This is a genomic window from Sinorhizobium garamanticum, from assembly GCF_029892065.1.
In the GTDB taxonomy this organism is placed as follows: domain Bacteria; phylum Pseudomonadota; class Alphaproteobacteria; order Rhizobiales; family Rhizobiaceae; genus Sinorhizobium; species Sinorhizobium garamanticum.
The window spans coordinates 2,517,119-2,530,143 of the sequence record NZ_CP120373.1 but is presented as its reverse complement, the minus strand read 5'-3'; the positions used below and the strand labels follow the sequence as shown (position 1 = coordinate 2,530,143).

Sequence of the window (13,025 nt, the reverse complement as noted above, 5' to 3'; positions counted from 1 at the left end):
AATGGCTTACGGAATTTGCGCGGAGAAAACCGCCCCGGACTGCACCCGGACGGAGGCCGCGCCAGCTCAAGGCGGACCGTCAATGAAGGTTTTCGCAGGCAATTCGAACCGGCTGCTTGCCGAAGCGATCTGCAACTATCTCAACCTGCCCCTCGGCAAAGCTACAGTAAGGCGGTTCGCCGACCAGGAAATCTTCGTCGAAATCGGTGAAAACGTGCGCGGCGAGGATGTGTTCATCGTCCAGTCCACCTCGTTTCCGACCAACGATCATCTGATGGAACTGCTCATCATGATCGACGCGGTGCGCCGCTCGTCCGCCCGCCGCATCACCGCCGTGCTTCCCTATTTCGGCTATGCCCGGCAGGACCGCAAACCCGGACCGCGCACGCCGATCTCCGCCAAGCTGGTCGCCAATCTCATTACCAGAGCAGGCGCCGACCGCGTCCTCACCCTTGATCTACATGCCGGCCAGATCCAGGGCTTCTTCGACATCCCGACCGACAATCTCTATGCCGTTCCGATCCTGGCGCGCGATGTCAAGGAGAACTACGACTTGAAGAACGTCATGGTGGTCTCGCCTGACGTCGGCGGCGTCGTGCGTGCCCGCGCGCTGGCCAAACGGCTCGACTGTCTGCTGGCGATCGTCGACAAGCGCCGCGATCGCCCAGGTGAATCGGAAGTCATGAATGTAATCGGCGATGTCAACGGCAAGGACTGCATCCTGATCGACGACATCGTCGATTCCGGCGGCACGCTCTGCAATGCCGCCGAGGCCCTCTTGAAGAACGGCGCCACCAGCGTCACCGCCTACATCACCCACGGCGTCCTCTCCGGCGGTGCGGTGACCCGCGTCGCCTCGTCCATGCTGAAGGAACTGGTCATCACCGATTCCATTCAGCCGACGACAGCCGTCCAGTCGGCGCATAATGTCCGCGTAATCTCGACCGCCGCGCTCATCGGCGAAGCTATCAGCCGTACCAGCCAGGAAGAATCGGTTTCGAGCCTCTTCGACTGAGATCGTTCGGTTCGAGACTAGAGCGCCGCGCGTCTAACAAGACTCGCGGCGCTGCAGGCATTTTCGCTTATCGACCTTTGCCCAGGAGCTGCGCCACCGGCTGGTCGGCGAGATTGTCGATGAACCAGTTCGGATAGACGGGTGCCGGCACGGTCTCTGCGTCGAGTGCCGCTATCTCGCCTTCCGTCAACGCGAGCTCGGCGGCGCCGAGATTGTCCTCCAGTTGATGCAGCTTGGAGGCGCCGAGCAGCACGCTGGTCACTGCATCCTTCGCCAGCAGCCAGGAAATCGCCACCTGCGCGACGCTTGCCCCGTGCGCGTCGGCGATCGTGCGCATGCGCTCGACGAGCCGGAAGCCGTGCTCCTTGTCGAAAGGCAGTATGTCGAAGCCGGAATAGCGATTGTCGGGATCACCGAGATTATCGCGGGTGTACTTACCGGAGAGGAAGCCCGCGGCAAGAGGGCTCCACACCGTCATTCCCAGGCCGTAACGCTGCATCATCGGGACCACGTCGCGTTCGACGTCCCGGCCGAGCAGGGAATAATGCATCTGGCCATGCGTGAAGCGCGCGAAGCCGGCGGCCTTCTGGATTTCGAGCGCCGCCGCGACCTTCCAGGCCGACCAGTTTGAGAAGCCGATGTAGCGCGCCTTGCCAGAGCGGACGACCTCGTCGAGCGCCGACAATGTCTCTTCGAGCGGCGTGTAGGGGTCCTCCTTGTGGACGAGGTAGACGTCGATCCAGTCGGTGCCGAGCCGTTTTAGGCTCTGGTCCACGGACCAAAGAATGTGGCGACGGGAGAGACCGGCCTGCGTCAGCGGCATGCCGGTGCGAAAGCCGACCTTGGTGGCGATCACCACCTCATCGCGGCGCGATCTGAGCGCCTCGCCAAGAATGCGCTCCGACTGACCGGATGCGTACGCGTCGGCCGTATCGAAGAAATTGATGCCGGCATCCAGCGCCTTCCCGACCAGAGCAGCCGCCGCCTCGGCATCCGTCTTGTAGACTGCGCCGATGCTGCGGTCGCCCGCCGTGAAGGTCATGGCGCCGAAAGCGAGACGCGAAACCACGAGACCGGTATTGCCAAGTGTTGTGTACTGCATGTTTTCCTCCGTTCTGCCCGATGGGCCGCATTGCTGTTGGCGATGATCATGCCAAAACGGATTATTGCGAAAAATAGGATATCGCTATAAAGGTTATGAAGAAAAACTTCATAATGGCGCGACAGTGGCAGTCGACCCCTTCAGCGGTTTGATGGAATTTCTGGCAGTGGCGGAGCATCGCAGCTTCACCACCGCCGCGGCCAAGCTCGGCGTTACGCCGAATGCCGTCAGCCAAACGATCAAGGCGCTCGAGAATCGGCTTGGTGTTCAGCTCTTCGTTCGCACGACGCGCCGCGTGGCTCTGACGGAGGCAGGCAGCGCATTCCTGCTGCGCGTACGCCCAGCGGCATCCGAGATCGCCGAAGCCTATGATCTGCTTGGCGGTTTTCGCGACCGGCCGATCGGCAACCTCCGCCTGTCCGTCCCGCGCATGGCGATCCCGCTCGTTCTGACACCGCTGCTGCCGCGCTTTCGGCAGGCTTACCCGGACGTGTCCGTAGAAATCTCGATCGATGACGCGGCGATCGATATCACCGAACGCGGCTTCGATGCCGGCATCCGCATCGGCGAGGCCGTCGAAAAGGATATGGTGGCCGTCAGGCTCACTCCCGACATTACCTGGGCCGTGGTCGGCGCTCCGTCCTATTTCGCCAAACGGGGACGCCCGGCAACGCCGGAGGAACTGACGCGGCACGAGGCGATCCGCTACCGCTATCCCACTTCGCGCATGATCTATCGCTGGGAGTTTGAGCGCGCGGGGCGCGATTTCTCCGTCGACGCTCCTGGTGGGCTGACCGTCAACGACTTCCTTCTGCTCGTTGAAATGGCGGAAGCCGGGATGGGGCTGGCCTATCTACCCGAGCCGTCGGTCCGCGAGGCAGTCGCAGCCGGGCGTCTCGAACGCACGCTCCAGGCCTATCTGCCGAAATCGCCGGGCCTCTTCATCTATTTTCCTGCCAAGGCCCAGACACAGCCCAAACTGCGGGCATTTCTCGATCTGGCGGCAAGGATCGGACGTGGGCCGAAATAGCGCCTACCCGCCGGTGGACGCTGGAGCGGCCACGGCGCAACCCTCGCCTCCACCGAACAGACGTGAGCGCGTCAAAAAACGCTTCTCCCGGCCATTGTCGAGGGAGAACATCCCGCCCCTGCCCGGAACGACATCGATGATCAGTTGCGTGTGCTTCCAGACTTCATACTGGCTAGCGCTGATATAGACCGGCACGCCATCGATCTCACCGAGCTTCACGTCATTTTCTCCGACGATATAGTCGCCAGCCGGATAGCACATCGGCGACGAGCCGTCGCAGCAGCCGCCCGATTGATGAAACAGTATACCCGGATGATCGCGCCGGATTTCGCGGATGAGGTCGATTGCCGCATCGGTCGCAAGTACGCGCGACTCGCCATTTGGTTCCGTCATCATTTTCTCCCTTCCCGTACGACCGACAGGCCCCCGATGAAATATCGGGAGCCCGCCGGGAGGATCACCGGCGATCGCCGCCGCCGGGATCGAACAATGAGGATCAGAAGAAGCCGAGCGCCTTCGGGCTGTAGCTCACCAGCATGTTCTTGGTCTGCTGGTAATGGTCGAGCATCATCTTGTGCGTCTCGCGGCCGATGCCTGACTGCTTGTAGCCACCGAAAGCCGCATGCGCCGGATAGGCATGGTAGCAATTGGTCCAGACGCGGCCAGCCTGGATGGCGCGTCCAAAGCGATAGCAGCGGTTGGCATCGCGGCTCCACACGCCCGCCCCCAGGCCGTAGAGCGTGTCGTTGGCGATCTCCAGCGCCTCGGCCTCGGTCTTGAAGGTCGTCACCGAAACAACGGGTCCGAAAATCTCCTCCTGGAAGATGCGCATCCTGTTGTGACCGCGGAACACGGTCGGCTTGACATAATAGCCCTCGGAAAATTCGCCTTCGAGCACGTTGCGCCCACCACCGGTCAGCACCTCGGCGCCCTCCTCCTTGCCGATCTCGATATAGGCGAGGATCTTTTCGAGTTGCTCGCTCGATGCCTGTGCGCCGATCATCGTCGCCTGGTCGAGCGGGTTGCCCTGGCGGATCGCCTCGACCCGTTTCAGCGCCCGCTCCATGAAACGGTCATAGATGCTTTCCTGAACCAGCGCGCGGCTCGGGCAGGTGCAGACCTCGCCCTGATTGAGCGCGAACATCGCAAAGCCCTCAAGTGCCTTGTCGAAATAGTCGTCGTCCTCGTTAAGCACATCGGCGAAGAATATATTCGGCGACTTGCCGCCGAGCTCGAGCGTCACCGGTATGAGGTTCTGGCTGGCATATTGCATGATCAGCCGCCCGGTCGTCGTCTCGCCGGTGAAAGCGATCTTGGCGATGCGGGGGCTTGTGGCGAGCGGCTTGCCGGCTTCAAGGCCGAAGCCGTTGACGATGTTCAGCACGCCCGGGGGCAGGAGGTCGCCAACGAGTTCCGCCCAGACGAGAATGGAGGCCGGCGTCTGCTCGGCCGGCTTCAGCACGACGCAGTTTCCGGCGGCAAGTGCGGGGGCCACCTTCCATGCGGCCATCAGGATCGGAAAGTTCCAGGGGATGATCTGCCCGACGACCCCGAGAGGCTCGTGGAAATGATAGGCAACCGTGTCGTGGTCGATCTCGCCGATCGAGCCTTCCTGAGCGCGGATGCAAGCGGCGAAATAACGGAAGTGATCGATCGCCAGCGGAATGTCCGCCGCCATGGTCTCGCGGATCGGCTTGCCGTTGTCGAAGGTTTCCGCCCGCGCCAGAAGCTCCAGATTGGCCTCCATGCGGTCGGCGATTTTCATCAGGATGTTGGAGCGCTCCGTCGTCGACGTCCGCCCCCATTTTTCTCGCGCCGCATGCGCAGCATCGAGCGCGGCTTCGATATCGGCGGCATCGGAACGGGCGACTTGGCAAAGCGTGCCGCCGGTGACAGGCGTCGTGTTGTCGAAATAGCGGCCCGCGACCGGCTCCCGCCATTCGCCGCCAATGAAGTTTCCATATTTCTGCTTGTACGGGTTCTCGACAATCTTCTGATGCAGCATGATTTCCTCCCTTCGAACAGCAGTCCTTTGCTGTGCGAAGAAGGGTGAGGCCGAATATCGAACTGCGATAGAGAGCCGCCGCACTTGGCGGTGCCATCTGTTTCAGAATTGAGACAGGCCGGCTCGGCTCGCCGTGCTGCAGCGCAGCATCGGTCGGAATTGAACGAATTTTCCAGTTTGTCCGCCCCTCATCCGCCTGCCGGCACTTTCTCCCCGCAGCCGGGAGCAGCGGTGTGCCGCGGCCGCCCAAGTCCCCTCTTCCCCGCTGGCTGGGAGAGGGTTAGGGTGAGGGCCCTCCTCGCGCGGCCCTTCAGTTCAGCGAAAGCCGCTTCATCTTGCGGTAGAGCGTGGCGCGGCTGATTCCAAGAAGGTCAGCTGCCATCGAGACGTTGCCTTTCGCACGAGACAGCACGCGGCGAAGGGCCGCCCGCTCGGCATCCGGCAGTTCCCCTCCGTCACCGGGCGGCTCCTCCTGTAGCAAGTCGGAAGCGGGAACACCCGCTGCAATCCGCCTGTCGTCGAGGCCGAGCCGTTGCCGCGCGGCGCGGGTCGCACCAAGGACGAGGTCGTCGCGGTCGACCGCAAGCAAGGCCGGCCCTGCCCTGTCCACCGGTACGAGCACGATGCGCGCACCGGCAAAAGCTCGCCGGAAAAGATTGGCCTCGATGCGGGAGGCGGCGTCGCGCACGGCCTGGGAAAGGATCGACACCGTCGCCTCGGACGCGTCGTCGCGGCAGGTGGAAATGTCGATCGCCCCCGCAAGGTGGCCCGCCTCGTCCCGGATCGGGGCCGTAGCGCAACTCAGTCCGATATTGCGGCTCAAAAAATGCTGGTCACGCTGGATGACGACGGCGCGCTCGTCCGCGATGGCCGTGCCGATGCCATTTGTACCGACGCTCGCCTCGCTCCACACGGTTCCCGACCATAGACCGACGTCGCGAAATTCAGCATCGTCTCCGACCGCGCCGCGGCGTTCGAGCGCGACGCCCTTGTCGTCGGTCAACAGAAGACAGCACCCGGCCTTGCCGATGACAGCGAACAGCCGATCGAGTTCTGCGGTCGCTTCCGCAACCAACACGCCGGAGCGCTCGTACGCCTGTTGGAACTCGTTATCCGTAAGCCGCCAGGGCGAACGGACCTCCTCCGGCGCCAGTCCGTGCAGCGTCATGCAGCGGCGCCACGATGCCGCAACCGGCGAACTCGCCGCAGCCGACGATTGATGCGCGATCCTGTAGACGTGTTCGGAATGATCCCTGACAGCAGGCATACGCTCCCTCCCTAAAAGCGTCCTCCGGCAGCGACAGGTCTGCCGATCTCCCAATGGATACCCGCCGCGGTGCCACTATAGGCATCGATTGCACGGCCGGTCCAGCCAGACGAAGGTCGCGCAACAAAACCCCTTCATGGATATATCAACCGAGCGGTACCGATACGGCCCCGCGTGTCCATCTGACGCGCAAGGGACACCGTAGCACTTTGAATTTCTGCATGTTTTTTATCTTTGAGTCGGGAACCATAAGGAAAGATCCAATAGGATGTGCTACAGAGTCGCTTCCCCGCACGCCCCGCAACACTCGGTTGTCCGTCATGCTTCGCGATTTTTCCCCTCAAAGCCTGTTCATGGGCCTGCTGATCGCCTTTGTCGGCTTTGCGAGCTCTTTCGCCGTTATCCTGAACGGACTTGCCGGCGTGGGAGCAACCGACGCCCAGGCCGCTTCCGGCCTGATGGCACTGTCGATTTCGATGGGGGTATGTGCAATCGTCATCAGCATTGTGACGCGGCTGCCGATCAGCATCGCGTGGTCAACCCCTGGCGCGGCATTGCTCGCAAGCTCGACCGCCGTCGAGGGCGGTTTCAATGCCGCGGTCGGCGCCTTTCTCATTTGCGGCCTGCTGATCGTTATCGCCGGGCTTTGGAGGCCGCTCGGCAGAACGGTTTCCTCGATCCCCCCGGCGTTGGCGAACGCAATGCTTGCCGGCGTGCTCATCGGACTGTGCTTCGCACCAGCCAAGGCAATCGCCTTCAACCCCCTCTTCGGCCTGCCGATCGTTCTCGCCTGGGCGCTGGTCGGCAGCATCCACAAGCTCTATGCCGTGCCGGCCGCCCTCCTCGCCTTTGTCCTCGTCATCGCCTTCGGCATAGAAATGCCCGACGGCATCTTTGCAAGGCTTTCCTCGGCGCTGATCCCCCAAGCCGAATTCGTCTTCCCGGTCTTCAACGCCGCCGCCACGGTCAGCATCGCCCTGCCGCTCTTCATCGTGACGATGGCGTCGCAGAACATTCCCGGCATCGCCGTTCTCAAGGTCAACGACTACCACCCGAATCCCGGTCCGCTCTTTGCAACGACCGGCCTCTTTTCGATGCTGAGTGCGCCCTTCGGCGGCCACGCGGTCAATCTGGCGGCGATTACCGCTGCCATGTGCGCCGGCGTCGACTCCCATCCCGACCGCGCCCGCCGCTACTGGTCGGCGATCAATGCAGGCATTGCCTATATCCTCTTCGGTCTGCTCGCCGGCGCCGTTACCACCTTCGTCAGTCTCGCGCCCCCTGTGCTCATCGAGGCCGTCGCCGGGCTGGCCCTTGTCGGCGCCTTTGCAAGCTCCGCCATGGCCGCCTTCAGCGAAAGTCAGACGCGCGAAGCCGCCGCCATCACCTTTCTGGTAACCGCATCGGGCGTCAGCTTCGGCGGCGTCTCCGGTGCCTTCTGGGGTCTTATCGCCGGTGGCCTCATGCTCGCGCTCGCCCGCTTTTCCAAGCGAAAGGCGTGAACCGCCCCGCCTCGCCTTGCATTTCCGCCCATACTCGGCTATGGACCGCGCGTCCGCGCAGACACCCTTGGAGGCAACGCGGATGAAGCTGCCAGTCAGCTTCAGGTTTTTCCGCTTTTTGACGGACGAACTCTCCAAATAACCAGAAAGGTCTACCCATGAGCCAGACTTACGAGCTCAAGGCCGAGACGCGCGAACGGGTTGGTAAGGGGTCCTCCCGCGAACTTCGCCGCAACGGTCTTATCCCAGCTGTCATCTATGGTGACAAGCAGCCCCCGCTTTCCATCGCGCTCGCCACCAAGGAAGTGACGATGAAGATACACGCCGGCGGTTTCATGACCACCGTTGCGATCATCGACGTCAACGGCGAGAAGATCCGCGTCCTGCCGAAGGACTACCAGCTGGATCCTGTCCGCGACTTCACGATGCATGTCGATTTCCTGCGCGTCTCGAAGGACAGCCAGGTTTCCGTTCAGGTCCCGGTTCACTTCGAAAACGAAGAGAAGTCCCCGGGTCTCAAGCGCGGTGGCGCGCTGAACATCGTTCGCCATGAAGTCGAGCTGAACGTCTCCGCCGACAGCATTCCGGAGTTTCTGACGGTCGACCTCACCGGCCTCAACATCGGCGACACCGTCCACATCTCGGACATCAAGCTTCCGGCAGGCGCGACCCCGGTTATCGCCGATCGCGACTTCACGGTTGCCACGATCGCCGGCCGCGTGATGGAAGCCGAGGAAGAAGAAGAAGCAGCAGCAGAAGAGGCTGAGGGCGAAGCAGAGGAATAATCTGCGTTTCGCGTATCCGCCAGCCACACTGACGGCTGACAAGACAAACCCGCTCCATGTCACATGGGGCGGGTTTTTCATTTCCGGTCGACGTGAGACCGCCCGGACTTGGCTTTTGCCAAGCATCATCATCCGCTAATGCAAGTCTTCGTTCTCATGAAATCTCGGCGTGCAACTTCAGCAACATTTAAGGATTTAATGATGTTCTGCCGGCGGGGAGACGTCGGTGGCAGTCCAAGAGAACTAGCAATGAATAAAGTGGCAGCAACTGCCGAGGGGGGCATGCGATGATGCACTCGGTGGAAAACCGGTTTGTTGCGATCATCGGCGGCGCGATGTTTGTATTCGTCGCCCCTTTGCTCGCACTCTTCCTCACCATATCCAGCGAACGTGTCGCACGCGAGCGCCTCCAGAATATCGAGCTTCTGATGGAGGCAAGCGGCGAGGCACTCGGCAAGCCGATCTGGGATTTCGACCAGCAAGGCATCGACCGGATCGCCCGCTCGCTGATGAACGCCACCGATATTCGCGCCGTCGCCATTCGCGATGCGAGTGGAAATATCCTTGCTCAATTGCCGAAGGGAAGTACTGGGGGCACGACCGCAAGCCGCTCCCTGAAGACCGCGATCGCCTTTGACAGCGTCGAGGGCATCAAGGAGGTCGGGACGCTCGAGGTCGTCGTCCCAACGCCCGGCATCCTCTCGCGCTTCAGCAAGGACGAATGGACCGTTCTCGCCATTCTCCTTTTTGCGGTCGCGATCGTCTTTGCGGCGGCCCTCGTCGGCAATCGCTTCACGGTGATCCGCCCGCTGATGCGACTGACCGCCGCGATCGAGGCGACACGGCGGCTGGGATCCCGCCACCGGGTCGACTGGACCTCGGACGACGAAATGGGTTCGCTCGCCGCAAACTTCAACGAGATGCAGGATCGTCTGGAACGCGAGGAAACCGAACTCAAGATTGCCCATGACCGCGCAACTGAGACATACAATCTGACGCCGGCCATGCTCTTCTCGCTCGACGCGGCAAACAGGCTGAGCGCCGTCAGCGATTACTGGTTGCTTGCGACGGGCTATGCCCGCGAGGAGGTCATCGGCCGCAACTTCACCGATTTCATCGATCCGCTGTGGCACGAAGCCTATCGCCTTCGCGCAAAGACGACCGCGGTCGACAATGACAATATCAGCGAAGTAACACTGCCCTTCCGCAAGGCCGACGGCGAGTTCATGACCGTCCTGATCCTGGAATCGGAAATGGACCATGGTGGCAATCTCTCGCTATCCGTCATGACCGATGTCACGGCGCTCAAGCAGGCGGAGAGCCGCAACCATGCCCAGGCGATCACCGATCACCTGACCGGGCTGCTCAATCGTCAGGGCTTCGAAAGCGCGCTCGACGACGCGATCCGCAACGCCGACGCGTGCGGCATGCAGCTTGCCTGCCTGTTTATCGACCTCGACCGCTTCAAATGGATCAACGACAATTTCGGCCACGCCGCGGGCGACGCCGTTTTGCGCCGGACCGTGGAACTGATCCGCACGACGCTCGGCGTGGATGATGTGATGTCGAGGCTCGGCGGCGACGAGTTCGCCATTCTCGTTGCCGCAACGGATGTCTTCGCTCTCGCCAGCGAGATTGCCGAGCGCATCTGCGAGGCACTGCGCGAGCCGATGCCGATTGCCGGCAACGAACTGTCGGTCAGCGCGAGTGTCGGCGTTTCCGTCTACCCGACGCATGCGGCAAGCGCCTCAGACCTTCTCCTGAAGGCGGACATGGCTATGTATGCGCGCAAGCGCGACGGCAAGAACGGCGTGCGGATTTTCGATGCGAGCATGCTCGACGCCGCACGCGAGCGCCATGAGATCGAGCAATGCATCGAAACTGGCCTGAAAGAGGATTGGTTCGAGTCATGGCTACAGCCAATCGTCAGCCTGGCCGACGGCCAGATTGTCGGTTTCGAGGCTCTGATGCGTCTCAATCACCCGGAAAAGGGGCTGATGCCGCCCGGCAAGATCATCGGCATTGCCGAGGAGACAGGCACGATCGGCCGTATCGGCGACCGCGTGCTCGACAAGGCGATCCGCCATCTCGCCGCGATCTCCGAACTGGATGGAACGCAGAACACCTATCTGGCGGTCAACTTCTCGCCGCTGCAGTTCGAGCTGACGCTGCCCCACAAGCTCGCTGCGCTGCTGCTCAAGCACCACATTTCGCCGCAGAGGATCGTCATCGAGATCACCGAGGCGGTGCTGATGCTGGACAATCCCGAGGTTCACGCCGTCCTGAAGCAACTCAACGAGTTCGGCTGCCGCATCGCGCTTGACGATTTCGGCACCGGCTATTCGTCCCTGAGCTACCTCAATCGCTTCCCCGTCGATATCGTCAAGGTCGACCAGTCCTTTACCCGGTCGCTGAGTTCCGGCACCGCCGACGTCAGGCGCAAGAGCCGCATGCTCATCAAGGGCATTCGCACCATTTCGCATCAGATGGGATGCACGGTCGTCGCCGAAGGGATCGAGACGAAGGAGCAATGGCAGCTTCTGCGCAAGCTCGGCGTGGACAATGGCCAGGGTTATCTCTTCAGCCGGCCCATGCCGATCGATGGCATGCTGGCTCTCCTGGAGAATGACTCCGAAGCCAAAGCGGCCAATCCGGCATAGCGCCGATCGAAAAGGAGAAAAGGGCGTGAAGCATCTGATCCTGGCATTCCTGCTCAGTCTTTCCGCCACCGCTCACGCCGAGACGATCCATTTCGTCACCGAGGAATATCCGCCCTACAACTTCTCGACCGCCAGCGGCGCGAATGGCGCATCGGTCGAACAGGTCGCCCTGATCATGAAGGCCGTCGATCTCCGCTACGAGATTAAGGTCCTGCCTTGGGCGCGCGCCTTTGCGCTTGCCGAAAGCCAGCCTTTCCACTGCGTTTTCACCACCGCTCACGACGCAGAGCGAGACAGGAATTTCAAGTGGATCGAACCGCTGCTCGTCGATCACCTGACCTTGGTGCGGCGCAAGGGTGCGGCGATCGCGCCGCAAACGATCGATGAGGCCAAACAGTTCGTCGTCGGAACGCAGCAAGAAGACTTCTCCGCGACCTATCTGAAGGCGCATGGCTTCGAGAAGATCGACTATGCCGCCAGTCTTGACTCCACCATGAAGAAGCTCGCGGCCGGTCGCATCGATCTGCTCATGACGTCGGAAAAAACCTTCGAGACCATGCGGGCCGACGGCAAACCGGTCGAGGCGGCATTGGTGCTGGAAGGCAAGCAATACGGCATCGCCTGCCACCGGGATATGCCCGATGAGACCGTTGCCCGCATGCAGGCCGAACTCGACCGTCTGATCGCCAACGGCACGCAGGACCGGATCTTCGAGCGCTACGGCCTGCGCCCGAACCGCATCGAACAGGCGGCGAAATAGGCGTTGACTTTGGCCGGGCCGCGATGATTTTGGGTGTAAATAACGGAATGTGGTGGAATTGCCCCTCACCCTAACCCTCTCCCCCGCGCGCGGGGAGAGGGAACTGGGAGGACGCGGCATAACCCTTCTCCCCGCCCACATCGCGTGGAGCGGAATCACTAGGAGCTTGGCGACATGCTGATTATCGCGGGACTTGGCAATCCGGGTTCGAAATATGCCGGCAACCGCCACAATATCGGCTTCATGGCCGTCGACGCGATACAGCGTCGCCCGAGCTTTTCCTCGTGGTCGAAGAAGTTCAAGGCGGAAGTCTCCGAAGGCGAGATCGCCGGCGAGCGCGTGCTCCTGATGAAGCCTCAGACCTTCATGAACCTGTCGGGAGAGGCCGTCGGCGAAGCCATGCGCTTCTACAAGCTAGCGCCGAAGGATATCGTCGTGATCTACGACGAACTCGATCTTGCTGCCGGCAAGGCACGGATCAAGACCGGCGGCGGCCACGGCGGCCACAACGGCATCAAATCGATCGACGCCCACTGCGGCAAGGACTACCGCCGCCTGCGCCTCGGCATCGGCCACCCGGGTGTGAAGGACCTGGTGCACGCCCACGTGCTTGGCGACTTCGCCAAGGCGGATCAGGCCTGGCTTTCGCCGCTTCTCGACACCATCTCCGACAACGCGGACATGCTGGTCAAGGGGGAGGATTCACAACTCATGAACAAGATCGCGCTGGCGACCGGAGGCAAGCCGACTGATGAAAAACCGCAGGCGGCGAAGAAGCAGACGGCGCAGTCCCACATCCACCAGGCCCGCGCCGCCGCGCAGCCGAAAAAACTTCCGACCACCGGTCCTATGGCCGAGATGCTGAAGAAGATGTTCGGCTCGAAGGGGGATTGAGGAGG

At 61.9% G+C, this 13,025-nt stretch carries 11 protein-coding genes; 7 read left to right on the top strand and 4 right to left on the bottom strand.

Translation table 11 applies throughout. The features are described 5' to 3' along the window. Positions 1–82 precede the first annotated feature (82 nt). On the top strand, positions 83–1,015 hold the full coding sequence (locus PZN02_RS11755; RefSeq protein WP_280658173.1) for a ribose-phosphate pyrophosphokinase: 933 nt from the start codon (positions 83–85) through the stop codon (positions 1,013–1,015). 67 nt (positions 1,016–1,082) lie between these two features. On the opposite strand, the gene PZN02_RS11750 is transcribed toward PZN02_RS11755, so the two are convergent. Next, a complete protein-coding gene (locus PZN02_RS11750) occupies positions 1,083–2,117 on the bottom strand; it encodes an aldo/keto reductase (RefSeq protein WP_280658172.1) in 1,035 nt (344 codons plus the stop codon). A gap of 124 nt (positions 2,118–2,241) precedes the next feature. Here PZN02_RS11750 and PZN02_RS11745 point away from each other — a divergent pair, with 124 nt between their 5' ends. Continuing rightward, positions 2,242–3,147, top strand: a complete 906-nt coding sequence (locus tag PZN02_RS11745; protein ID WP_280658171.1) for a LysR family transcriptional regulator — start codon at positions 2,242–2,244, stop codon at positions 3,145–3,147. 3 nt (positions 3,148–3,150) lie between these two features. Here PZN02_RS11745 and PZN02_RS11740 read toward each other — a convergent pair whose 3' ends face one another. From PZN02_RS11740 to PZN02_RS11730, 3 genes are all read right to left on the bottom strand, one after another. Continuing rightward, complete coding sequence (locus PZN02_RS11740; RefSeq protein WP_425336239.1) at positions 3,151–3,543, bottom strand: DUF779 domain-containing protein; 393 nt, start codon at positions 3,541–3,543, stop codon at positions 3,151–3,153. Positions 3,544–3,643: 100 nt separating this feature from the next. After that, the gene (gene adh / locus PZN02_RS11735) at positions 3,644–5,152 is read right to left on the bottom strand and encodes an aldehyde dehydrogenase (protein ID WP_280658170.1); all 1,509 of its coding nucleotides are present in this window, start codon (positions 5,150–5,152) and stop codon (positions 3,644–3,646) included. 310 nt (positions 5,153–5,462) lie between these two features. Beyond that, positions 5,463–6,419 (bottom strand): helix-turn-helix domain-containing protein, encoded by a 957-nt coding sequence (locus PZN02_RS11730; protein ID WP_280658169.1) that lies wholly within the window; start codon positions 6,417–6,419, stop codon positions 5,463–5,465. Between the two features lie 320 nt (positions 6,420–6,739). On the opposite strand from PZN02_RS11730, the gene PZN02_RS11725 reads away from it, so the two are divergent. The 5 genes from PZN02_RS11725 to pth all read left to right on the top strand — a co-directional run bounded on the left by PZN02_RS11725 (position 6,740) and on the right by pth (position 13,020). Further along, complete coding sequence (locus PZN02_RS11725) at positions 6,740–7,921, top strand: benzoate/H(+) symporter BenE family transporter (RefSeq protein ID WP_280658168.1); 1,182 nt, start codon at positions 6,740–6,742, stop codon at positions 7,919–7,921. Between the two features lie 158 nt (positions 7,922–8,079). Continuing rightward, positions 8,080–8,706 (top strand): 50S ribosomal protein L25/general stress protein Ctc, encoded by a 627-nt coding sequence (locus tag PZN02_RS11720; protein ID WP_280658167.1) that lies wholly within the window; start codon positions 8,080–8,082, stop codon positions 8,704–8,706. A gap of 287 nt (positions 8,707–8,993) precedes the next feature. Then, complete coding sequence (locus PZN02_RS11715) at positions 8,994–11,366, top strand: EAL domain-containing protein (protein WP_280658166.1); 2,373 nt, start codon at positions 8,994–8,996, stop codon at positions 11,364–11,366. 25 nt (positions 11,367–11,391) lie between these two features. Beyond that, a complete protein-coding gene (locus PZN02_RS11710) occupies positions 11,392–12,126 on the top strand; it encodes a substrate-binding periplasmic protein (protein WP_280658165.1) in 735 nt (244 codons plus the stop codon). Between the two features lie 174 nt (positions 12,127–12,300). Then, on the top strand, positions 12,301–13,020 hold the full coding sequence (pth, locus tag PZN02_RS11705) for an aminoacyl-tRNA hydrolase (protein ID WP_280658164.1): 720 nt from the start codon (positions 12,301–12,303) through the stop codon (positions 13,018–13,020). The last annotated feature ends 5 nt before the right edge of the window (positions 13,021–13,025 follow it).